Origin of the sequence: Nonomuraea mangrovi (assembly GCF_042681425.1) — a bacterium.
In the GTDB taxonomy this organism is placed as follows: Bacteria; Actinomycetota; Actinomycetes; order Streptosporangiales; family Streptosporangiaceae; genus Nonomuraea; species Nonomuraea mangrovi.
On record NZ_JBHUFV010000022.1, the window covers coordinates 144243 to 166991 of the forward strand.

General features: G+C 67.8%; 18 protein-coding genes. 9 read left to right on the forward strand and 9 right to left on the reverse strand.

Features of this window, described 5'->3' with window-relative positions; genetic code table 11:
* Positions 1-20: 20 nt before the first annotated feature.
* From gyrB to dnaA, 6 genes are all read right to left on the reverse strand, one after another.
* Positions 21-1964 (reverse strand): DNA topoisomerase (ATP-hydrolyzing) subunit B, encoded by a 1944-nt coding sequence (gene gyrB / locus ACFSKW_RS14905; protein WP_417629458.1) that lies wholly within the window; start codon positions 1962-1964, stop codon positions 21-23.
* Between the two features lie 305 nt (positions 1965-2269).
* Positions 2270-2767: a DciA family protein gene (locus tag ACFSKW_RS14910; RefSeq protein ID WP_379572816.1), complete on the reverse strand. Its 498-nt coding sequence runs from the start codon at positions 2765-2767 to the stop codon at positions 2270-2272.
* A complete protein-coding gene (recF, locus tag ACFSKW_RS14915) occupies positions 2757-3989 on the reverse strand; it encodes a DNA replication/repair protein RecF (protein WP_379572817.1) in 1233 nt (410 codons plus the stop codon). The genes ACFSKW_RS14910 and recF overlap by 11 nt, the downstream gene beginning before the upstream one ends.
* A gap of 142 nt (positions 3990-4131) precedes the next feature.
* Complete coding sequence (gene gnd / locus ACFSKW_RS14920) at positions 4132-5073, reverse strand: phosphogluconate dehydrogenase (NAD(+)-dependent, decarboxylating) (protein ID WP_379572818.1); 942 nt, start codon at positions 5071-5073, stop codon at positions 4132-4134.
* Positions 5074-5118: 45 nt separating this feature from the next.
* Entirely contained in the window at positions 5119-6258 is a 1140-nt protein-coding gene (gene dnaN, locus ACFSKW_RS14925) for a DNA polymerase III subunit beta (RefSeq protein WP_379572819.1), read from the reverse strand.
* Between the two features lie 525 nt (positions 6259-6783).
* Positions 6784-8301, reverse strand: coding sequence for a chromosomal replication initiator protein DnaA (gene dnaA, locus ACFSKW_RS14930; RefSeq protein WP_379572820.1), 1518 nt, complete (start codon positions 8299-8301; stop codon positions 6784-6786).
* 437 nt (positions 8302-8738) lie between these two features.
* Between dnaA and rpmH the strand changes: the two genes are divergently transcribed.
* The 9 genes from rpmH to ACFSKW_RS14975 all read left to right on the forward strand — a co-directional run bounded on the left by rpmH (position 8739) and on the right by ACFSKW_RS14975 (position 15613).
* Positions 8739-8876: a 50S ribosomal protein L34 gene (rpmH, locus tag ACFSKW_RS14935; protein WP_043614899.1), complete on the forward strand. Its 138-nt coding sequence runs from the start codon at positions 8739-8741 to the stop codon at positions 8874-8876.
* Between the two features lie 66 nt (positions 8877-8942).
* Positions 8943-9290, forward strand: coding sequence for a ribonuclease P protein component (gene rnpA, locus ACFSKW_RS14940; RefSeq protein ID WP_379572821.1), 348 nt, complete (start codon positions 8943-8945; stop codon positions 9288-9290).
* Entirely contained in the window at positions 9287-9565 is a 279-nt protein-coding gene (gene yidD, locus ACFSKW_RS14945; protein WP_379572822.1) for a membrane protein insertion efficiency factor YidD, read from the forward strand. Before rnpA ends, yidD begins: the two co-directional genes overlap by 4 nt.
* A 4-nt stretch (positions 9566-9569) precedes the next feature.
* Positions 9570-10526: a membrane protein insertase YidC gene (gene yidC, locus ACFSKW_RS14950; protein WP_379572823.1), complete on the forward strand. Its 957-nt coding sequence runs from the start codon at positions 9570-9572 to the stop codon at positions 10524-10526.
* A gap of 32 nt (positions 10527-10558) precedes the next feature.
* The gene (locus ACFSKW_RS14955; RefSeq protein WP_379573039.1) at positions 10559-11047 is read left to right on the forward strand and encodes a Jag family protein; all 489 of its coding nucleotides are present in this window, start codon (positions 10559-10561) and stop codon (positions 11045-11047) included.
* A 185-nt stretch (positions 11048-11232) separates the two neighbouring features.
* Entirely contained in the window at positions 11233-11904 is a 672-nt protein-coding gene (gene rsmG, locus ACFSKW_RS14960) for a 16S rRNA (guanine(527)-N(7))-methyltransferase RsmG (protein WP_379572824.1), read from the forward strand.
* Between the two features lie 137 nt (positions 11905-12041).
* On the forward strand, positions 12042-12965 hold the full coding sequence (locus ACFSKW_RS14965) for a ParA family protein (protein ID WP_379572825.1): 924 nt from the start codon (positions 12042-12044) through the stop codon (positions 12963-12965).
* Between the two features lie 857 nt (positions 12966-13822).
* The gene (locus tag ACFSKW_RS14970) at positions 13823-14170 is read left to right on the forward strand and encodes a DoxX family protein (protein WP_379572826.1); all 348 of its coding nucleotides are present in this window, start codon (positions 13823-13825) and stop codon (positions 14168-14170) included.
* A 474-nt stretch (positions 14171-14644) separates the two neighbouring features.
* On the forward strand, positions 14645-15613 hold the full coding sequence (locus ACFSKW_RS14975) for a ParB/RepB/Spo0J family partition protein (RefSeq protein WP_379572827.1): 969 nt from the start codon (positions 14645-14647) through the stop codon (positions 15611-15613).
* A gap of 1945 nt (positions 15614-17558) precedes the next feature.
* Here ACFSKW_RS14975 and ACFSKW_RS14980 read toward each other — a convergent pair.
* The 3 genes from ACFSKW_RS14980 to ACFSKW_RS14990 form a co-directional block, all read right to left on the reverse strand.
* On the reverse strand, positions 17559-18605 hold the full coding sequence (locus tag ACFSKW_RS14980; protein ID WP_379572828.1) for a threonine aldolase family protein: 1047 nt from the start codon (positions 18603-18605) through the stop codon (positions 17559-17561).
* A gap of 253 nt (positions 18606-18858) precedes the next feature.
* Positions 18859-19839 (reverse strand): D-alanine--D-alanine ligase family protein, encoded by a 981-nt coding sequence (locus ACFSKW_RS14985; protein ID WP_379572829.1) that lies wholly within the window; start codon positions 19837-19839, stop codon positions 18859-18861.
* A gap of 1458 nt (positions 19840-21297) precedes the next feature.
* Complete coding sequence (locus ACFSKW_RS14990; RefSeq protein ID WP_379572830.1) at positions 21298-22530, reverse strand: aminotransferase-like domain-containing protein; 1233 nt, start codon at positions 22528-22530, stop codon at positions 21298-21300.
* Between the last annotated feature and the right edge of the window lie 219 nt (positions 22531-22749).

A 22749-nucleotide genomic window follows, 5' to 3' on the forward strand; every position in this document is an offset into this window, starting at 1 on the left:
TTTTTCTGGTACGGCTACCGCTATACGTCGAGGAAGCGGACGTCACGCGCGTTGCGGATGATGAAGTCGCGCCTCGCCTCGACGTCCTCGCCCATGAGCACGCTGAACAGGTCGTCTGCCTGGGCGGCGTCGTCGAGCGTGACCAGGCGCAGCAGCCGGGTCGCCGGATTCATCGTGGTCTCCCACAGCTGCCCGGCGTTCATCTCGCCCAGACCCTTGAAGCGCTGGACGTTGTCGCGCGGCCGGGGGTCGGGCTTGCCCGCCGCGATGCCCTCGGCGATGACCGCGTCACGCTCGGTGTCGGAGTAGGCGTAGGAGGCGTCGTCGCCCTTGCGGTCCCACTTGATCTTGTACAGCGGCGGGCACGACAGGTAGACGTGTCCAGCCTCGATCAGCGGCCGCATGAAGCGGAACAGCAGGGTCAGCAGCAGCGTGTTGATGTGCTGGCCGTCGACGTCGGCGTCGGCCATCAGGATCACCTTGTGGTAGCGCAGCTTGGCGATGTCGAACTCGTCGTGCACGCCGGTGCCGAGCGCGGTGATCAGCGCCTGGACCTCGTTGTTCTTCAGGACCTTGTCGATCCTGGCCTTCTCCACGTTGAGGATCTTGCCGCGGATGGGCAGGATCGCCTGGAAGCGCGAGTCGCGGCCGCCCTTGGCCGAGCCGCCGGCCGAGTCACCCTCGACGATGTACAGCTCGCACTTGTCGGGCTCGTTCCACTGGCAGTCGGCCAGCTTGCCCGGCAGTCCGCTGCCTGACTCCAGCAGCGACTTGCGCCTGGTCAGGTCGCGGGCCTGGCGAGCGGCTATGCGCGCCCGGGCGGCCTGCAGCGACTTGTTGATGATGTCCTTGGCCTCGCCGGGGTTGCGCTCGAACCAGTCGCGCACGTGGTCGTTGCAGGCCTTCTGGACGAAAGACTTGGCCTCGGTGTTGCCCAGCTTGGTCTTGGTCTGACCCTCGAACTGCGGGTCGGCCAGCTTCACCGAGACGATCGCCGTCAGGCCCTCGCGGACGTCCTCGCCCGAGAGGTTGTCGTCCTTGCCCTCCTTGAGGAACTTCTGCTCACGCGCGTAGCGGTTGACGATGGACGTCAGGGCCGCGCGGAACCCCTCCTCGTGGGTGCCGCCCTCCGCCGTGTTGATGGTGTTGGCGAAGGTGTAGACCGACTCGGAGTAGGAGTTGTTCCACTGCATGGCGATCTCGACGGAGATGCCCTCACCATGGGCCTCGAAGTCGATGACCGACGCGTGCGCGGGCTCCTTCTTCGAGTTGAGGTGCGTGACGAAGTCGGACAGGCCGCCCTCGTAGTGGTAGTGGACCTTGTGGACCTCACCGTTGATGTGGTCGGGCCGCTCGTCGGTCAGCGTGATCGTCAGGCCCTTGTTGAGGAAGGCCATCTCCTGGAAGCGCCGCGAGAGCGTCTCGAAGTTCCACGCCGTGGTCTCGAAGATCGTCGGGTCGGCCCAGAACGTGATCGACGTGCCGGTCTCGTCGGTGGTCTCGCCCTTGGCCAGCGGCGCCACAGGCTTGGACATCTCGAAGCGCTGGCGCCAGACGTGGCCGTTCTGCTTGACCTCCACGTCCATGGCGGTCGACAGCGCGTTGACCACCGCGGAGCCGACGCCGTGCAGGCCGCCTGAGACCGCGTAGGACTTGCCGTCGAACTTGCCGCCCGCGTGCAGCGTGGTCAGCACGAGCTCGACCGCGGAGACCTTCTCCACAGGGTGGATGCCCGTGGGGATGCCTCGGCCGTTGTCGACGACCCGCACGCCGTTGTCGGCGAGGAGGGTCACCTCGATGCGGTCGGCGTGGCCCGCCAGGGCCTCGTCGACGGAGTTGTCCACGATCTCGTAGACAAGATGGTGCAGACCGCGCTCACCGGTCGATCCGATATACATACCCGGGCGCTTGCGGACCGCCTCAAGCCCTTCGAGTACGGTGATTGAGCTAGCGTCGTAGGACAAGTGCGAAATCCTCCTGCCGCGGACACGCGGCCGGGAAAGCGACAACCGCCAGCTGCCCCTACCGTGCCCGTCACCGTCGTGAGTGCCCCGATGCGCGGTCACCCAGGGGAGTCGGCTCGCATGCCGCGGGTGACACGCAAGCGGACGTGTCCGGAATCCGCTTTCATTCTACCGGCTCTGAGCGCTGAAGGTGGCATTGAACGCGCCTGTGATGCCCTGTAGCTCGTTTTCCCCCCTCGCAAGCATCCCCCCTTTGGGAGGAGGGCCACTCGCTTCAGCGGCCGTCTGATCGCTCGATGCGGGTTTTACCCGTACGTGTCGCCGGGCCCGCGGCTGCCGGTGACCCTCAGCCCCCCGGACGGCCTCGGCGCGTTCTGCGGCCCTCTGACCTTGACCTTCTTGACGGTTCCCTCGCCGAGCTCCTCGTTCAGCCTCCGGATGAGCGTGCGGGCCAGCAATCTGACCTGGGTCGCCCACGCCGTCGAGTCGGCGGCGATGACCACCTCGCCGTCCTCGAAGTGCTCCGGTTTGGTGTGCGCGGCCAGGTCGGCGCCCACGATTTCCGGCCACCTGCCGAAGACGCCGCCCACGGCGGCCGACCGCTCCCACCCGCGTGCGGCCAGCAGATCCGTGATCGCCTTGCCGAAGAGCTGCGGGTCGGCCGCGTCCCTCGCCGCCGCCCTGCGACGCGGCTCACGGCGGGGCAGCTGCCCCCTCCTGGCCGCGTCGGCCTTGGCCTGGGCGAGTTTCTCCCTGGCCAGCGCCGCGCCACGGGCGGCGGTCGCGTTGTCGTCATCTGACACGGGTCACGCTCCCCCCTGCGACATCGAATCTGGAACCGATCAATTCCTTCGGCACGTCGTCGGCCACCGCGGCGGTGATCAGCACCTGCTCCGCCGGCGCGACGATCTCGGCGAGCCTGCGCCTGCGCTGGCTGTCGAGCTCGGCGAAGACGTCGTCGAGGATGAGCACCGGATCGCCGCCGTCGGACCGCAGCAGGTCGTAGGCGGCCAGCCGCAGCGCCAGCGCGAACGACCACGACTCGCCGTGGCTGGCGTAGCCGCGCGCGGGCAGATCGCCGAGGCCGAGCACGAGGTCGTCGCGGTGCGGGCCGACCAGGGTGACACCGCGCTCGAGCTCGGACTGGCGGACCTCGAGCAGCCGCTCTCTCAACCGCGACTCAAGGGTTTTCCCCAGGTCTGTGGATAACGTGTGTGCATCGGAAGATCCGCTCTCACCGGCCTCTTCGTCATCCACGCCATCCCCACCTGTGGACAACGTGCTCCGATAAGTGAGCCCCGCGGGAGCGCTCGTGGGCGCCAGCGAAGCATAGGCGGAGGCGACCAGCGGCCGCAGCGCTTCGATCAGATCGAGTCTGGCTCGCAACAGCTCGGCGCCGTGCCGCGCGAGGTGCGCGTCCCACACCTCCAGCGTGCTCAGCACGTCTCCCGCGCCCGCGGCGGCGAAGGCGGCCTCGCTCTCCGCCCTGCGCGCTCCACCGCGCCCACGGCGCGCCTGGGCGGCCGTACGCAGCAGGGCGCCCCGCTGCTTCAGCACCCGGTCGTAGTCGGCTCTGACGCCCGCGAAACGCGGCGCTCTGGCCACGAGCAGGTCGTCGAGGAAACGCCTGCGCTCGGCGGGGTCGCCCTTGACGAGGGCGAGGTCCTCGGGAGCGAAGAGCACGGTGCGGAGCAGGCCGATGACGTCTCGCGGGCGGGACACGGGGGAGCGGTTGAGCCTCGCCCTGTTGGCCCTGCCCGGGTTGATCTCCAGCTCGACCAGCGCGCGCCTGTCCTCCCTGTGGACGGCGCAGCGGATGATCGCCCTGCTGGCGCCCTGCCGTACGAGGGGGGCGTCGTTGGCGACCCGGTGGCTGGAGTGCGTCGCCACGTAGCCCATGGCCTCGACGAGGTTGGTCTTGCCCTGGCCGTTGGGCCCCACGAACGCCGTGACGCCCGGCTCCAGGCCGAGCTCAACGGAGGCGTAGGACCTGAAGTCGGTCAGCGACAGGTGGGCGACGTGCACCCTCGAAGGTTAGTGGGCCACACCGACCACTGGGGTCACCGCCGTGCACCCCTGTGGAAAACCGGTATGGCCCCTCCGACCCTCGCGGAGATCGCTCGCGCCGAGGCGCATCGGCGTCCCCACCCTGTGGACAACCGCCCGGCTACTCGGCTTCCTTCGGCGGGACGACGTCGGCGCCGGGGGAGTCCGCGCCCTTCTCGTGCGAGCCGTCCACCGAGGTGACCGCGTGGCCGCCGAACTGGTTGCGCAGCGCCGCGACCATCTTCATCGCGGGGGAGTCCTCCTGCCGCGAGGAGAACCTGGCGTACAGCGCGGCCGTGATCACCGGGAGCGGGACCGCGTGGTCCACCGCCGCCTGCACGGTCCACCGGCCCTCGCCCGAGTCCTGTGCATAACCCTTGAGCGCGTCGAGGTGCTCGTCGTCGTCGAGCGCCCGCACCAGCAGGTCGAGCAGCCACGACCTGATCACCGTGCCGGTGCGCCAGCTGGCGAAGGATCCGCGGACGTCCTTGACGATGTCGGAGGCCTCGAGCAGCTCCCAGCCCTCCGCGTAGGCCTGCATCATGCCGTACTCGATGCCGTTGTGGACCATCTTCGCGAAGTGGCCGGCGCCGACGTCGCCCGCGTGGACGAAGCCGTCCTCACCCTCGGGCTTGAGCGTCTGGAAGACCGGCATCAGCCGGTCGACGTTGGCCTTGTCGCCGCCGCACATGAGCGCGTAGCCGTTCTCCAGGCCCCACACACCGCCGCTGACGCCGCAGTCGACGAAGCCGATGCCGTGCGCCTTGAGCTCCTCGGCGTGGCGCTGGTCGTCCACATAGTGTGAATTACCGCCGTCGACCACGATGTCGCCTGGGTCGAGCAGCTCACCGAGCACGTTGACGGTCTGCTGGGTGGGGCCGCCCGCGGGCACCATGACCCACACCGCGCGGGGAGCCTCGAGGCGGTCGACGAGCTCCTTGAGGCTCGCGACGTCGCTCACCTCGGGATCGCGGTCGTAGCCCACCACCTCGTGGCCGCCGCGGCGCAGGCGCTCGGCCATGTTGCCGCCCATCTTCCCGAGCCCGACCATGCCGATCTGCATGTTGATAACCCCCTTGTCAGGCTTCCATCATCTCCGATGGCCGCGTCAGCTGGACAAGCGGATGGGCATGATCAGGTAACGGTAGTCAGGCGTGCCACCGTCGTCCACAGGCTTGCCGCCAGTGAGGATAGCGGGCTTCGTCGAGGTGGTCATCTGCAGCCTGGCCACGTCAGAGTCGATCGCCCCGAGGCCCTCCAGCAGGAACTGGTGGTTGAAGGCGATGTTCATCTCCTCGCCCTCGTAATCCACAGGCAGCACCTCGACGGCCTGCGCCTCGTCGCCGCTGCCCGCCTCCAGGACGACCTCTCCGCCGCGGAAGGCCAGCCGGACGGGCGTGTTGCGCTCGGCGACCAGCGCCACGCGCTTGACGGCCTCGACGAACGGGCCTGTGGACAGGTCCGCCCTGGCGGAGAACTCCGTCGGCAGCAGCGAGCGGTACTTGGGGAACTCGGGGTCGAGCAGCCGCGTGGTGGTGCGCCGGCCCGCGCTGGAGAAACCGATCATGCCCTCACCGGTGCCGCCCGCCGAGCTGAGCGCGATCTCGACCTCGGCGCCTGTGGATCCCAGCGCCTTGGCGGTGTCGGCGAGCGTCTTGCCGGGGATCATCGCGATCGCCGAGAAGTCGGGCTGGCCCGGCTGCCACTTCAGCTCCCGTACGGCGAGGCGGTACCTGTCGGTGGCCGCGAGGGTCACGGTGTCGCCCTCGATCTCCATCCGCACGCCTGTGAGCATCGGCAGCGTGTCGTCCCTGCCCGCGGCGACGGCGACCTGGCCGACGGCGGAGGCGAACACGTCGCTGCCCACCCTGCCGGCCGCGGGCGGCATCGCGGGAAGTGACGGGTAGTCCTCCACAGGCATGGTCAACAGTGTGAATCGAGCACTGCCGCACGTGACGACGGCCTTGGCGCCGTCCACCACGAAGTCCACAGGCTGTGCGGGAAGCGCGCGGGTGATCTCGGCGAGCAGCTTGCCCGAGACGAGCACCACTCCCGCCTCACCCGTCTGCGGCTCCAGCGTCACCTCCGCCGAGACCTCGTAGTCGAAGCCCGAGAGCTTCAACTGGCCCGTGTCGGTGACTTCCATGCGCATGCCTGCCAGGACGGGCACGGACGGGCGCGCAGGGAGGCTGCGTGCCGTCCATGCGACCGCCTCAGCGAGCACATCGCGCTCGATCCGGAACATCACGGAGATCAGCCTCCTGCTTGTCGTCGCTGCTGCTTGTTAAGTCTTCACTCTCCCGCACCTGAGCTCCGGGAGAACCCCTCTATGGGTCTTTGAATCTCTTAGTTAGAACTAGAGGAAGTCATCTTCATAGGGGCTGTGGATGTTGTGGATGACCGGCGTTTCCGCAGCTCATCGCAGGAATTTCTATCCACTGCCCGTGTGGGTGAAGCCTGGGGAGAACTTCGCCGCCTGGGGATGACGATCCGTTGCCCACAGGCTGTCCCCAGATCGGGGGGTCGTCATCCACCGGTTATCCACTGGGTTTCAACAGGTTATCCACGGGGTAGAAGGGGTCATCTGGAACCCCTGTTTCCGATGTTCACAGGGCGTCCACAAGTTGTCCACGAGCTGTCCCCAGGTTGTCCCCAACATGTCCCCAGCCTTATCCCCAGGCTCTGTGGGCGGCGTTCACGCTTTTTGATCTTCATTTGGCCGCTGAGAGGCCGTCTGAGCTGGTCCACAGAGTTATCCACAGGCTGTGCACAGTCAGGCCTTGGACGTCTGCTTGATACGCATCGTCAGCTCGTTGACCTGGTTGTACATCGACCGGCGCTCGGCGATGAGTGAACGTATCTTCCGCTCGGCGTGCATCACCGTGGTGTGGTCGCGGCCGCCGAACTGCTGCCCGATCTTGGGCAGCGACAGGTCGGTCAGCTCCCTGGCCAGGTACATCGCGATCTGGCGGGCGTTCACCAGCGCCCTGCTGCGCGAGCTTCCACACAGGTCGTCGATCGAGATGCCGAAGTACTCGGCCGTCTTCGCCATGATCGTGGCGATGGTGATCTCCGAGCTCGCGTCCGTGGTGATGAGGTCCTTGAGGACCACCTCGGCCAGTTGGAGATCCACACCCTGCCTGTTGAGGCTGGCGAACGCGGTGACCCTGATCAGCGCGCCCTCGAGCTCGCGGATGTTGGTGGAGATCCGGCTGGCGATGTACTCCAGCACCTCGGGCGGCGCGGCCAGTCCCTCCTGGATGGCCTTCTTCCTGAGGATCGCGATGCGCGTCTCGAGCTCGGGCGGCTGGACGTCGGTGATCAGGCCCCACTCGAACCTGTTGCGCAGCCGGTCCTCCAGCGTGATCAGCTGCTTGGGCGCCCGGTCGCTGGAGATGACGATCTGCTTGTTGGCGTTGTGGAGGGTGTTGAAGGTGTGGAAGAACTCCTCCTGCGTCTGCTCCTTGCCCTCCAGGAACTGGATGTCGTCCACAAGCAGGATGTCGATCGCGCGGTAGCGGCTGCGGAACCCGTCGGCCTTGTGGTCGCGGATGCTGTTGATGAAGTCGTTGGTGAACTCTTCCGAGCTCACGTACCTCACCCGGGCGCCGTCGTAGAGCGACTGCGCGTAGTGGCCGATCGCGTGCAGCAGGTGGGTTTTCCCCAGGCCCGAGTCGCCGTAGATGAACAGCGGGTTGTACGCCTTGGCGGGCGCCTCGGCCACGGCGACGGCCGCCGCGTGCGCGAACCGGTTGCTGGCGCCGATGACGAACGTCTCGAACGTGTACTTCTGGTTGAGCCTCGCCGGCTCGCTCGGCTTGTTGCTCTTGGCCTCCCACCGGTTCTGTGGAGGCTCGGGCTGCGCCTGTGGATATTCGGTGGATATCTGCGAAGCCTCGGGCGGCGCGGCGAAGAAGAGCGACGGCTCAGGGGCCTGGTAGGCGGGCTGTGCATAACTCTGCACAGGCTCGGGAGCCTGGGGAAAACTCGGAGCCACAGGCTGGGGATGAGGCTCGGCCATCGGCGGCTCGGGCGTGGTCGTGTCGATCATCACGGCCACGCGCACCGGCCTGCCGAGCTCGTGGGAGAGCGCGTGGCTCACCGGGGTGCGCAGCTTGCCCTCGATCAGGTCCTTGAGGAACTCGTTGGGGACGCCGAGCACGATCGTGTCGCCCGCCATGGCGATCGGCCTGACCATCGCCAGCCACGTGCGCTGCTGGATGGGCAGGTTGTCGTTGAGGAAGTTGGCCAGCGCGTGGGCCCATACCGTCCCGAGGTCGTCCCCGTTCATGGTGTGGCTTCCCCTCCGTCGTTCATCCACAGGCAGCAACCGCTACGGTCGCGGATTGCTCGTTCTATCCACAGGGCGTGGTTGGTGCGATCTCCCCAGGAGATCCACAGGAGATCCACAAGTTGTGCACAGAGTGATCCCGCCATTACGGCTGGGCTCTGGGAGTTGTGCACACCTGTGTTCAAGTCGTTGTCCACAGCCTAGTGGCACCTGAGTGCACAGACTGTGGACGCGCGAACCCCGGTGGAAAAGTTGCCTGTGGATACGTGGAAAACTCCGCCGGTTTGACCTCGGGCACGCCTGGCCCGTAACGTACGACGGTCGGCTTGTCACGTGACGGCTCTTTTGCATGCCCTCGCGAGCTCGGCAGGCCAGCCATGTGTGTCACGCGCTCTCGCTTCCAGGCGGGGGCGCACTTTCAAGCCTGGAGCCCACTCGTGAGCAAGCGTACTTTCCAGCCGAACAACCGTCGCCGCGCGAAGACCCACGGCTTCCGGCTGCGTATGCGCACCCGGGCCGGCCGCGCGATCCTCGCTGCTCGTCGCCGCAAGGGCCGCGAGAAGCTGTCGGCCTGACGGTCGTCCTGTCCCATGCTTGGTCGCCCGCCGGCGCTACTCGTCGGCGGGCGATAGGCGTCTGACGTGTTGTCGCGAGAGTCCCGTATGCGGCGGGGTGAGGATTTCTCGGCCGCGGTCAAGCGAGGGGCCCGTGCCGGCCGTCCCACCCTCGTCCTGCATCTGAAGGTCGCGGAGGACGGGCCACCGCGGGTCGGCTTCGTGGTCAGCAAGGCCGTGGGCGGCGCTGTCGTGCGCAACAAGGTCAAGCGGCGGCTTCGACACCTGATGCGGGACCGTGTAGCACGGCTCCCGCGAGGTAGCCTGCTTGTGGTACGCGCTAATCCACCTGCCGCGTCCGCGCGACACGAGCGCCTTGCCGCCGAACTCGATGCCGCGCTGGATCGTTTGTCGAGGCGAGAACAAGAACGATGACGGAGCAGACGCAAGGGGCGCCGAGCCTTCCGGCTCGGATTCTCATCGCCCCGATCCGGTTCTATCGGGCATTCATCAGCCCGGTACTGGGTCCGCGTTGCCGTTTCTACCCCTCATGCAGTGCTTATGGGCTTGAGGCGATAGCCGTACATGGTGCTTTGCGCGGCATATGGCTGACTGTCCGGCGTATCGGGCGTTGCCACCCATTCCATCCCGGAGGTTTTGACCCGGTGCCCCCACGCCCGGTTCCGTCCGACGAAACGCAAGGGAGCTAGCTCGGTGGAGCTGTCCTGGCTTAACTGGCTCTACACAGCCATCGCCCAAGTCCTCACCTGGATTCACCAGGCCTACAGCACCGTGCTCGACCCGGACAGCGGGCTGACCTGGGCGCTGACCCTCATCACTATCACAGTCCTCATGCGACTGCTGATCTTCCCGCTCTTCTTGAAGCAGATGCGTTCCTCGCGGAAGATGCAGGAACTCGCACCGAAGGTGCAGGAGATCCGCAAGCGCTACAAGAACGACAAGCAGCGCATGAACGAAGAGGTCATGAACCTCTACCGCGGCCAGGGGGCCAACCCCCTCGGCGGCTGCCTGCCCGTCGTCGCGCAGTTCCCCATCTTCATCTCGATGTTCACCGTGCTGAACGCCATGGCGCTCGGCGAGATCAAGTTCGGGATGACCCAGGCGTTCGTCGACAGCGCCCGCGCCGCGCACATCTTCGGCGCGCCGCTGCCCGCCAACTTCTGGATGGGCTCCGCCCAGATCGAGTCCTTCGGCGCCGGCGTGGTCCAGACCAAGATCGTGCTGGCGATCTTCGTGGCGATCAGCTCCCTCACCACGTTCCTCACCGTCAGGCAGAGCGTCACCCGCTCCATGCAGCAGATGCCCGACAACCCCATGGCGTCGCAGCAGAAGATCCTGATGTACATCTCGCCGCTGTTCGCCTTCTTCAGCCTCAACTTCCCGCTGGGCCTGATCTTCTACTGGGTCACCACCAACCTGTGGACCCTCGGCCAGCAGCACTGGTTCTACGCCCGGCACCCCATGCCCGAGTACGACGCCAAGGGCAACGTGATCCCCGTCACGCCCAAGCCTGGACTGCTGTCCAAGGTGCGCAAGAGCTCGGCCGTCGCCGAGGAAGAGGCCCCGCCCGCGCCGCCGGAGCCTAAGATCATTCGACGGCAGCCGACCAAGCAGACCCGCAGCAAGCGCACGGGCAGCAAGAAGTCTTGATCCTTACCCACGAGCACGAAAGAGAGGCCGACGTGACCGAGGCCGAGCAGGAGAAGGCTCCGGATCTTGCGGCGCTTGAGCAGGAAGGCGAGATCGCGGCCGACTACGTCGAAGGTCTGCTCGACATCGCCGACATCGACGGCGACATCGACATGGACGTCGAAGGCGACCGCGCGATGGTCTCCGTCGTCGGCGTGAAGGGCACCGACCTCGTCGGTCCCGGCGGTGAGATCCTCGAAGCGCTGCAGGAACTCACCAGGCTGGCCGTCCACCGGCAGACGGGGGAGCGGTCGCGGCTCATGCTGGACGTGGCCGGCTACAGGGAGAAGCGCAGGGCCGAGCTGAGCAAGCTCGGCACCGAGGTCGCCGAGACCGTCAAGCGCAACGGCGAGCCGAAGTCGCTCCACCCGATGACGCCCTTCGAGCGCAAGATCGTGCACGACGCGGTGGCGGCCGCCGGACTCCGCAGCGAGTCCGAGGGCGAGGAGCCCAACCGTTTCGTCGTGGTTCTGCCCGCCTGACCCTCCTCGGGTACGGCAGGCACGAACGCCAGGCCGTCGGCTCCTTCGGGGCTGGCGGCCTTTCGTTTGAGATCACGCCTTCCGCGCCTAGGCCGGAGAAACCGCCGGGACGGCTAGTCTTCGTCCATGTCGGCCATCCGCCGTACCACCAAGAACACGCACATTCAGGAAAGGCCACCGGATCAGTGAGCGACGAGCTGACGGCTCCACCGCAGATAGCGCGCGAGGTGTTCGCCGGCGACGCCTGGGACAGGGCGCGGCAGTTCGCGGAGCTGCTCGCCGGTCCAGGAGTCGTGCGCGGGCTGCTCGGCCCGCGCGAGGTGCCCAGGATCTGGGACCGTCACCTGCTCAACTGCGCGGTGGTCGCCGAGGCCGTCCCCGAGAACGTCCGCCTGATCGACATCGGCTCGGGCGCCGGGCTGCCCGGCCTGGTCCTGGCGATCGTCCGGCAGGACCTCACCGTCACGCTCCTGGAGCCGCTGCTCCGCCGTACCGTCTTCCTCGAGGAGTGCGTCGCGGCACTCAAACTCGACAATGTCGAGGTGCTGCGCGGACGCGCCGAGGAACTGGCGGGCAAGCGTGTGTTCGACGTCGCGAGCGCCCGCGCGGTGGCGCCGCTCGAGCGGCTGCTCAAGTGGTCGATGCCGCTTCTGCGCGAGGGCGGCGAGCTGATCGCGATGAAGGGCGAGCGCGCCGCGGAGGAGCTCGCCGAGGCCGAAGCCCAATTGCGTGCCAGCGGGGCACAGACGGCAGAGCTGATCTCGGTCGGGCACGGTAAGGTCGAGCCGCCTGCAACTTTGGTCCGCGTGGTCGCGGGTCGCGCGCCAGAGCCAGGTCGGCGCCGACGAAAGAGGTGACGGTTGTGCCGGGCACGTCCAGTGGACTCGGTTGGCCGGGTGAACCCGGTCCCGAGAGCCCAGCGGGTGTCGGCTGGCCGGAATTGGGCGTGTCGCGGCACCGGATGACGGGCAGCACCCGGCCGCTGGTTGAAAGGATGGCCATCGTGACCCAGACCCCCCTTAACCCCGGCGATTCGCCGCTGGTACGAGAGGCACTCAGCTCCGTGGTTTCACGTGAAACATCTGCGACCCAGACGGCGGACGCCCCCACGTCAGGCGACGGCTCCTGGCCGCGCCCGTCCAAGTGTCGCGTCATCGCCGTTGCCAACCAGAAGGGCGGTGTCGGCAAGACCACGACGTCGGTGAACCTCGCTGCCGCCCTGTCGATGAACGGCGAACGCGTCCTCGTCGTCGACCTCGACCCCCAGGGCAACGCGTCCACCGCCCTTGCCACCGAGCACCGCGGTGATGTTCCCGATGTGTACCAGGTGCTCGTCGATGACCTTCCGATGGCGGACATCGTCAAAGAGGTCCCCGACATGCCGGGCCTGTACTGCGCTCCAGCGACCATCGACCTGGCGGGGGCGGAGATCGAGCTGGTCTCGCTGGTGGCCCGTGAGGCGCGACTACGGCGGGCGCTGATGGCCTTTGACGCGGTGGAGCTCGACTACATCATCATCGACTGCCCGCCCTCGCTGGGACTGCTGACGGTCAACGCGCTCGTCGCCGCGGACGAGGTGCTGATTCCGATCCAGTGTGAGTACTACGCGCTCGAAGGACTGGGGCAGCTGCTCAGGAACGTCGACCTGATCAAGGCGCACCTGAACCCGACGCTGAACCTGTCGACGATCGTCCTCACGATGTACGACGGGCGGACGCGGCTGGCATCCCAGGTGGCTGAGGAGGTCCGGGCGCACTTCGGGGAGACGGTGCTGAACACGGTGATCCCGCGGAGTGTACGGCTGTCGGAGGCGCCCAGCTACGGGCAGTCCGTGATGACGTACGACCCGGGCTCGAGCGGGGCGATGGCCTACATGGACGCGGCGCGGGAGATCGCCTTCCGTGCGGTAACCGTCTGACGTGGCAAGCCGACGGGGGAGTCCTTCACCGTCAGGGCTCTCCTCGCTCGCGACCACCTCCTGATCGTTCGACGGCCTCCGCGCCCGCCAAGCCGGCGAGGCCTGCGGTACAGCGTGCCCTTGAGCGCCGGCCTCCCTCTCCACACCCGCTGGCCCACACACGCAGACGCCACCCTTGGGACGACCGCACCTCCACGCTCGCGCCCTGCCCTCGCGCCTGCGATTCCTCACCCGCTCATCTAGCGCCCGCTCGCCTCATGCGCCCCATGCCCCCGCTCATCTAGCGCCCGCTCGCCTCGTGCGCCTCACACGCCCGCCCATCTCGCATTCGTGCCCGCCCATCTCGCATTTGCTCGCTCGTACGCCTCACGCGTCCACCCGCTCGTGACACTCGCCCTCTCTTGCGCCGCGTGTCCCGCATCCGCTCACCGTGACCTCTCAACTGCGCCCATCTGCCGAGTCGCGGAGTCTTGGCAGTGCCCTGCATCGCTGATGTCGTGCCCACGCCGAGTCCTGCCGTGCCGCCCTGCGCCCTTCGCCTCGCACTCCACACCACGTGCCACATCAGGTACTGAGCACCGCACCAGCCCTCGAATGCCTACAAGCAACCTGCTGCGGCCTTGACCCAATATTCGAACATATCTTCGTTAGTTGATTCATGTATGGCCGCGACCGATCGTGCCTCGCTCCAGGCACAAGCCTGGGAACCAGGCGAGCCGAAGTCTTCGAGCGAAATGATCCCCAGCTGTGGTCATATGTCGGTCGCGAAGCCGCACATCGTGAACACATAGCGGAGCTATCAACCATGGCCAGCAGGATGGGTGTCACAAAGAAAGTCCAGCTAGGGAGTTGTCCTCATGTTCACCACCGCCACAGTCGTCACCGTCCTGGCCGCCCTCTGGGTGGGCTTCTCTGCCTTCTCCCTCCTCCGCCGCGCCGAGTGGGTCGTGAAGCCGCTGATGGACTACGGCGTCCCCCGCTCATGGTGGGCCTGGCTGGGCGCAGCCAAGGCCGCAGGGTCCGTGGGCCTGCTGGTCGGCCTGTTCGTGCCGGTCGTCGGCGTCCTGGCCGGGATCGGCCTGGTGCTGTACTTCGCCGGAGCCGTCGTCACCGTGCTCCGGGCGCGCTCGTATTCGACCGTCGTCTTCCCCCTGCTGTACATGGGCCCGGTGATCGCCGCCCTGGTGCTGGGAGGCGTCGCCTGACAGTGACGCGGATCACAGTCACGCGGCCATCGTCGATCCCTCGCGTGCCCACTGCCCCGCCGCGTCGACCATCTACCGCCTGCGTGCCCCGCCGCGTCGACCATCTACCGCGTGCGTGCCCCGCCGCGTCCACCATTTGCCCCCTGCGCGCCCCGCCACTTATCCTGCGTGCGCCGCGTCCACCATTTACCGTCCGCGTGCCCGCCAGTCCCTGTCCTGCCTGGGCCGCCCTCCCAGCTCGCCCGACTCATGCAAAGACGGGACGATGGCCCCCTTGCGCCTGATCGCCCCAATCGCGCCCGCAGCCCGGCCAACTCTTCACCGACGCCACACCTGGATGGCTTTCGGGTTCCGGTTCGGGCGGGATGTGGCAAACCCGACCGATCTGCGTGTGGCGAGCGGGCACCCCGATGCGCTCACGACGGTAACCTCTCCAGAAGTGACAGGGAGCGGCCGGGTGGATGAGGAGACGCAGTGAGTCAGCAGCGGCGGGGACTGGGCAAGGGACTCGGGGCGCTCATCCCGACCGGCCCGATCGTTGACGGCACTGGGGCGGTGTCACCACCGGCCGCGGGTTCACCACCAGAATCGGCTCTACAGCCGGTCGCCGGGGCGTACTTCAAGGAGATCGCTCTCAGCGCGATCACCCCGAACCCCCGCCAGCCACGAGATGTCTTCGACGAGGAGCGCCTGGACGAGCTCGCTGCGTCGATCAAGGAGGTCGGCCTCCTCCAGCCGATCGTCGTCCGGTCCGTAGGAGGTGGCGCCTACGAGCTCATCATGGGGGAGCGCAGATGGCGTGCCTGCCACCTCGCCGGCCTCGACCCCGTCCCCGCCATCGTCAGGAACACCCAGGACGACGATCTCCTCCGTGACGCCCTGATCGAGAACCTCCAGCGTGAGCAGCTCAACCCTCTGGAGGAGGCGGCCGCCTACCAGCAACTCCTCGACGACTTCGGCGCCACCCACGAGCAACTCGCCCAGCGCGTCGGCCGTTCCCGCCCGCACATCTCGAACACCCTTCGCCTGCTCAACCTCCCGCCCGACGTCCAGGTGCGGGTCGCCGCCGGACTCATCAGCGCCGGACACGCCCGCGCCCTCCTCACCCTGGACGACCCGCGAGCCATGGAGTACCTCGCCAAGCGCATCGTCGCCGAAGGACTCTCCGTCCGAACGGTGGAGGAGATCGTGGCCACTGGTGGCGCGAAGGCCGCCGGCTCCGAACCTCGTGCGCGTACGGCCAAGCGACCCTCGATGCCCGGCCTCGTCCGGCTGGCGGACCGGCTGTCCGATCACTTCGAGACCAAGGTCAAGGTCGACCAAGGGAGAAGGAAAGGCCGGATCATCGTGGAGTTCGCCACGATCGACGACCTCGAACGCATCATCAGCGCGATGGCCCCCGAGGCGGCCCACGCCATGCGAGAGGGAGACGCGGAAGCCTAGCTTCACTCGTTTCACGTGAAACAACGGGAGGTCCGTAGATCGGGCCTCCCGTTTCACGTGAAACACCGCCCAGGAACTGCCGGTCTCTCCGCGATCCGCCGACGCGGTCCCGACATCATTCAGTCCGGCGAAAGCGGGGCTGCCTCTCCGTCCCGCCGGAGTAAGCCTGCGCTTCTCCACGGCCCGCCGGAGTCGGCCCGACCTTCTCCACGGCCCGCCGGAGTTAGCCTGAGCTTCTCGGCCCGCCCGAGTCGGCCTGAGCTTCTCCACGGCCTACCGAAATGGCCTACCCTAGCTCCGGTCTGCCGGAATCGGTTCTCCGGTCTGACGGTAACGGTCTGACCTCTCGACCCAACCCTCCCTGCAGCATGAGGCATTGCGCGGCTGCCTCAACCCGGGCGGCGGTTTCACGTGAAACGCCAATCCAGCCCGACAGCCAGCCGCTCGAACAGAGTCATCGCCGAGACCCTCTCGTCGTTTGCGTCCACTCATGTCGCTGGGCATCCTCCGAGATGCCCGGCTACCGTGTTCTCGCGCCCCTGCAGTCCTATAGCCCTGTAGTCCGCCGCCGGAGATTGGTTTGTTCGCCCGTGGTAGATCCCCCTCGGGGGCAACCCTCACGGCTGGCCTCTCCATCGCTGCCTCGGTCGCCTGTTTCACGTGAAACGCCATCCAGCTCCATCCGTGCTGTGGATGCACTCTCAGCATCGGTCGATCGTCTTGGCCGCCGGCCTCGGACGCCTGGCGCCGGCACCGCGCTGTTGCCGCATCCGGCGCCGGTCAACCGGGCGGCTCCATGTTGTTGCACCCTTCGCTGAAGGCCGCCCACGCGCTCCGCCTGCCGGGGTCGGACACATCGAGCAGGAGCGAGCCGCCCTTGGCCGCCGAACTGGGGCACCAGCGCCACGAAGAACAGCGCGGCTTTAGGGTTGAGCGCGGTGGTCAGCAGCACTGCACAGGCGCCGGCCAACTACGGGCGCATGCGCCGGGCCCACGTGAAGGCGTCAGCGTGCACGCGGCCCGCCTCGACACCGCCAGCCCTCGAGCCGGCCGCCCCTCCGACTGTAAGACCGCACACTCAGACGCCAATCTCGCACCGCCAGACGCGAGACACCGGGCCCTCGGACCCTGAACCCCAGGACGCTGGACCGCAGGCTCACCACCAGATGCCAGATGCCAGATGCCAGATGCCAGAAGCGAGACGCGAGACGCGAGACGCGAGACGCGAGACGCGGGCGCACGAGACTCGTGGTGTGGAGCGTGGGGTGGGTGAGACGCAAGACACCAGACCGCCGGGACCCTACCTCGGACCCCGGAGCCCGGGGCGCTGGACCACAGGCTCGCACCGCCAGACGCCAGACGCCAGCCGCCAGGCGCCAGGCGCCAGGCGCCAGGCGCCAGGCGCCGGAAGTGGGACGCGAGACGCGAGACGCGAGACGCGAGACGCGAGACGCGGGGCGTGGGGCGCGGGGCGCGAGGCGTGGGGATGGAGGGAGCGCGGGAGCGTGGTGCGGACGATGTGAGAGGGAAGATCTGGCACCTGCGAGACGCGAGAGGTGGAGGCGTGAGGCGCGAGAGGCGAGGTGTGGGACGCGAGGTGCGAGACCGACAGACGTCAGATGCCGGAGCGGACCGTGGAACGTGGGCCAGCGGCCAGAGTGCGGTGCGGCCTTCTCCACGCTGTGGTCGCGCGCTCCCTTCGGCCGGACGCTGTTTCACGTGAAACGGCTCGGCCAGGGGAGGGCAGGTGAACGGGAGCATCGTTTCACGTGAAACCAGCAATCGGCGCGCCAGTGCACGGAGGTGCTGCCGGTTTCACGTGAAACGCTCGGGCTGCGGGTGAGTGGGCGGGTCGGCGCCAACACCCGAGTCGGCCCACCCGGTTCGGCGCTCAGTGTGTTCCGTATCGACTGATCGCAGCTGTGAGCCAGGAAGAAGGGAGTGGCTAGGCGGTCAGGGCGCTCTTGATGTCGTGGATGAAATCGTCGACCTGCTCGGGCGTGGTGTCGAAAGCGGTCATCCATCGGACGACGCCCGTCTGCTCGTCCCAGCCGTGGAACAGGTACCGCTCCTGCAGCGCCTTGGTCACCTTCTCAGGCAGGACCGCGAAGACCGCGTTCGACTCGACCGGGTAAGCGAGTGAGACGCCGGGCAGCCCCGCCACGCCCTCCGCCAGCCGAGTGGCCATCGCGTTGGCGTGGGCTGCGTTCGCACGCCAGAGGCCGTTCGTGAGTAGCGCCGAAAGTTGAGCTGAAACGAAGCGCATCTTCGAAGCCAGCTGAAGCGACTGTCGCCTGAGGAACGGCACCCCGCGGCTCAACGACGGCTCCAACACCACGACGGCCTCGGCGGCGAGCGCGCCGTTCTTCGTGCCGCCGAGGCTGAACACGTCGACGCCCGCGTCCGTGGTGATGGCTCGGAGAGGGCGATCGAGGTGCGCCGCCGCGTTGGCCAGGCGGGCGCCGTCCACGTGGAGGTAGAGCCCGGCTGCGTGCGCGGTCTCGGCGAGGGCGGCGATCTCGTCGGGGGAGTAGCAGGTGCCGAGCTCAGTCACCTGCGAGATGGAGACGACCTTCGGCTGCGACTCGTGCGGGTTGCCGAGCCCGCCCAGCCGCGCGGTGATGTCTCCCGGGGTGAGCTTCCCTTCGGCGGTCGGCACGGTGATCAGCTTGACGCCGAGCAGCCGTTCCGCGGCGCCCGCTTCATGCGTGGCGATGTGGGCGGAGTCGGCGCAGACGATGCCGTCGTACCGGCCGAGCATGAGCGCCAGCCCGACCATGTTGGCACCGGCCCCGTTGAGCACGGCGAACCCTTCGGCGGCGTCACCGAACTCGTCCTTGACCTGACGCTCGAAGACAGCGGTCGCCGTGTCGCCGCCGTACGCGGGGGCGCCGCCTTCGTTGGCCGCGGAGATGGCTTCGAGGATCGCCGGGTGCACGCCCGCATGGTTGTCGCTGGCGAAGCTCTTGGGATACAGGGAGTCGTTGAGCACATCGCCAGGCTAATGAGCCGGTGTCGCTGTGATGAATCGAGCCCTGCCCCAGGCACCGGCCGCACTGACTTCCTTCCTCCGTAGAAGCCCGCCATTTTCGTCGTGTCCGACAGAACGTGGCGGGATGTCGCCTCGCGGGGCGGGGTGAGGACGAAGCGGTGAGGGCAGCGGTGGCGCGAAGTGAGCCGGTGACCACAATGCCGGGAGGGCCGGCGACCACATGGCGGGTGACCAGAAATAGGTGGGTGAAGGGTCAGGGTCGGGGGGTTGAGGGGTTGGGGATGGCGGAGCGGTGGGCGGCGCGTTCGAGGAGGGTGCGGCAGAGGACGCCGAGGTCCTGTCCCGCGGCCTCCACGGCCATCGGAAGGAGCGATGTCTCCGTCATGCCGGGGGCGACGTTCACTTCGAGGAAGTGGGGGAGCCCGTCGGCGTCGACGATGAGGTCCGTACGCGAGACGTCGCGCAGGCCCAGCGCCGTATGCGCGGTGACCGCCATCTCGGCGCAGGCGGCCGACGCCTTGGGGGAGAGGCGGGCGGGAGCGAAGAACTCGGTGTGTCCGGCGGTGTAGCGGGCGGCGTAGTCGTACACGCCTTCGTCCGGGACGATCTCGACCGGCGGCAGCGCCACGGGTCCTTCACCGAGGTCGACCACGGACACCGACACTTCGACACCGTCGACGTAGCGTTCGATCAGTGCCGTGTCGCCGTACGCGAAGCAGCCGACCATCGCGGCGGGGAGTTCCTCGGCCGTCCGCACGAACGAGGCGCCCAACGCCGAGCCGCCACGTGCAGGCTTGACGAACAAGGGAAGGCCGAGGTGGTCGACGATGCGTGTCAGGACGGCCGAGGCCCCGAGATCGTGGAACGTCTCCTTAGGAAGCGTCACCGAGTCGGGCGTTCGCAGCCCCACCGAACGGACGACCGCCTTCGCCGTCGGCTTGTCGAAGGCGACCCTGCAGGCGTCGGGGTCCGCGCCGACGTAGGGGACACCAAGGAGCTCGAGCACCGAACGGATCGCGCCGTCCTCGCCCGCGCCGCCGTGCAGCGTGACGAACACCGCGTCGGGACGGTCAGCCAGCACCGCCGGAACCAGCGAGGCGTCGGTGTCGCGGGTCTCGACGTCGATGCCCGTCGCCCGCAGGACCTCGCTCACCCGCCGCCCGGAGCGCAGGGAGACCTCCCGCTCGTAGGACAGTCCGCCGGCAAGCACGAGCACGTGACTCAGGTCGCTCATCAAAACCCCTCCGCAGATCGCCGGCGTCGCACGATGTTCCACCGTACCCGCCCGACCTGCCCATCACCGACCCAGTTCGCCTCCCACTTTCCCTGCCCGGGTAGGCGAAGGTCCACCATCCCGTACGGCACGTCCCTGCGGAGGTCCACCATCCCGTACGGCACGTACCTGCGGAGGTCCACCATCCCGTACGGCACGCCGTCCCAAGCGCCTCCGCGGTCACCGGTGACCGTCCGTCCAAGGGACGCTCCTCGTGCGCACGTGGCCGGCCGCCGCAACGGCGAACGAAAACACGGATACCGCCCTTGGCCGCTCACCGGGCAAGAGTCGCCTGGCGAGTAACCGGGCGAAGAGTGCCATCGCATCCGGCGAGGAGAGGGCCATGAGCACTTGGATCGAGGCGAAGAGAGGGCCATGAGCACCCGGACCGAGGCGAGGAGGGGGCATGAGCACCTGGACCGAGAGGAAGAGCGGGAGATCTTTGGGGGAGCGGAGCGAGGAGCGAGAGGGGGCGGCGGTTCGGGGAGGGGGCGGAGCGAGACGCGAGGGGAGGCGGCGTGCAGAAGGAGACGGAAAGGGACAGAAGAAGGCGTCAGAGCTGCACGAGGCGAAGGTTAGAGCGAGGGAAGCGGCGAGCCGGAGAGAGGCGTGATAGGACGACGGCATGGGCGCTGGAGGAACTGGCGGGCGCGCCAGGGGTGACGGCAGGGAGGGGGATGCGAAGAGAGAAGACGGCAGGGAGGGAGATGCGAGGGCGGCGGGAGGACGGGGAGAAGACGGGAGTCGGAGGCATGGGAGAGGTGAGACAAGGGGAGGCGGCGCAAGAGAGAGGTGAACAAGCGAGAGATAGAGCACGAGAGGCGATGCAGGCGGGAGTCGGCGCCAGCGAGACACGGAGCGTGAGAGGCGATGCAGGCGGGAGTCGGCGCCAGCGAGACACGGAGCAAGCGAGAGGCGGCGCAAGGGGGAGACAGAACGAGGGGGGAGACGGCGCAAGCGGGAGACGGCGCCAGCGGGAAGCAAACGCGAGACGAAGCAAGCGGGAGTTGAGGCAAGCGAGAGAGAGCAAGCGAGAGACGGCGGGGAGCTGATGGATGGGTGGGTGGGTGCGGCGGGCTCGTGGGGATTCACCATCGGTCGGCGTGGGGTTCGTCGATCGCGTGGTCGGGAGGCGAAAATGCGTCTCCATGAGGAGTCGTCAGCGGGATCGGCCGGTTCGGAGCCGTCGGGCCGCTCTCGGGAGAATGGCTCTCCTGGAAGAATGTGGAACAGCTCTGGAGGAGTGCGGAACGGCCGGAACCTCTGTTGTGAGGTGCCGGCCGTTCGTCAGCTCGCGCGTCGCCCAGGCCGTATCGAAGCAACCTGAGAGAGCCTGGCCCGGGCCGGGTCGAAAGGAGCCTGAGAGAGCGTGGCCCGGGCCGTGTCGAAAGGAACCTGAGAGAACTGAGGGCAGGAGTCTCAGGCCAGGTCTGGGCCTGGGGTGTCGAGGCCGTACGGGGCGGGGGCGGTGCCGGTGCCGAACGTGTCGCGGAGCTGGATCTCCTGTTCGATCACTCCGGCGAGCCGTCGCACCCCTTCCCTGATCCGGTTCGGCTTGGGGTAGCAGAACGACAGGCGCATGTGTCTGGCTCCGCTCCCGTCGGAGAAGAACCCGGTGCCGGGCACGAACGCCACTCGCTCGGCGACCGCGCGCGGCAGGATCGCCTTGGAGTCGAGCCCGTCGGGGAGGGTCGCCCACACGAAGAACCCGCCTCCCGGGCGGGTCCATGTGACGCCGGGCGGCATCAGCGATTCCAGCGACGTGAGCATGGCGTCGCGGCGCTCTCTGTAGAGCTCGCGGAACGACTTGATCTGCTCCCGCCACGGCTGCGTCGCGAGGTACTGGCCGACGGCGAGTTGGGTGAACGCGGAGTGGGACAGGACCGCGGACTCCATGGCGAGGACGAGCTTGTCGCGGATGGCGTGCGGGGCGAGGGCCCAGCCGACGCGGAAGCCGGGGGCGAGCGTCTTGGAGAACGAGCCCAGGTACACGACTCCGTCGGAGTTGTCGGCGCGGAGGGTGCGCATGGGTTCGCCGTCGAAGCCGAGCAGGCCGTACGGGTTGTCCTCGACGATCAGGATGCCGGCGCGCTGGCAGATGTCGAGCACCTGCTGGCGGCGGGCGGCGTTGAGCGTGACGCCGCCGGGGTTATGGAAGGTCGGGATCGTGTAAAGGAATTTGATGCGGCTTCCCGCGGCGCGCAACGCGTAGATGGTCTGCGCGAGCGATTCAGGGATAAGCCCCTGGTCATCCATAGCGATATGGACAACTTTCGCCTGATATGCGGCAAATGTCCCTAGGGCGCCGACGTAAGAAGGACCCTCGGCGAGCACGACGTCGCCCGGGTCGATGAAGATGCGGGTGATCAGGTCGAGCGCCTGCTGCGAGCCGACGGTGGCCACGACGTCGTCGGGGCTGGCCTCGATGCCCTCGAGCCGCATGACCTCGCAGATCTGCTCACGCAGGTGCGGGTCGCCCTGCGCCGAGCCGTACTGGAGGGCGACGGGCCCGCGGCGGGCGACCAGATCGGAGACCAGCTCGCCCACGACGTCGAGGGGAAGGGCCGTGACGTACGGCATGCCGCCGGCGAGCGAGACCACCTCGGGCCTCGACGCGACGGCGAAAAGAGCTCGGATCTCGGAGGCGACCATCCCGGTAGCTCGTGCTGCGTACCGATCGACATAGGCATCGATGCGCGACCCTTGGGTCACGGGCGTCCGACCGTGATCCGTCTCTTCTTCCGTCACGGTCCACCTCCTCGGTGTCAAATGGGGGCTGAGAGACCAGAGTACGTCAAAGGCATGACCCGCCCGCGACCGGGAGAGCCCTCTGGAGAATGCACCACTGAGCTACGATGCCAGCTGGGGACG

Bases quoted from the DNA above. Each gene is read 5' to 3' on its own strand.
- yidD (WP_379572822.1), top strand. From the start codon at position 9,287: ATGACGGAGCAGACGCAAGGGGCGCCGAGCCTTCCGGCTCGGATTCTC.
- ACFSKW_RS14970 (WP_379572826.1), top strand. From the start codon at position 13,823: ATGTTCACCACCGCCACAGTCGTCACCGTCCTGGCCGCCCTCTGGGTG.
- gnd (WP_379572818.1), bottom strand. From the start codon at position 5,073: ATGCAGATCGGCATGGTCGGGCTCGGGAAGATGGGCGGCAACATGGCC.
- ACFSKW_RS14990 (WP_379572830.1), bottom strand. From the start codon at position 22,530: ATGGTCGCCTCCGAGATCCGAGCTCTTTTCGCCGTCGCGTCGAGGCCC.
- dnaA (WP_379572820.1), bottom strand. From the start codon at position 8,301: ATGAACGGGGACGACCTCGGGACGGTATGGGCCCACGCGCTGGCCAAC.
- ACFSKW_RS14985 (WP_379572829.1), bottom strand. From the start codon at position 19,839: ATGAGCGACCTGAGTCACGTGCTCGTGCTTGCCGGCGGACTGTCCTAC.
- ACFSKW_RS14965 (WP_379572825.1), top strand. From the start codon at position 12,042: ATGGCCATCGTGACCCAGACCCCCCTTAACCCCGGCGATTCGCCGCTG.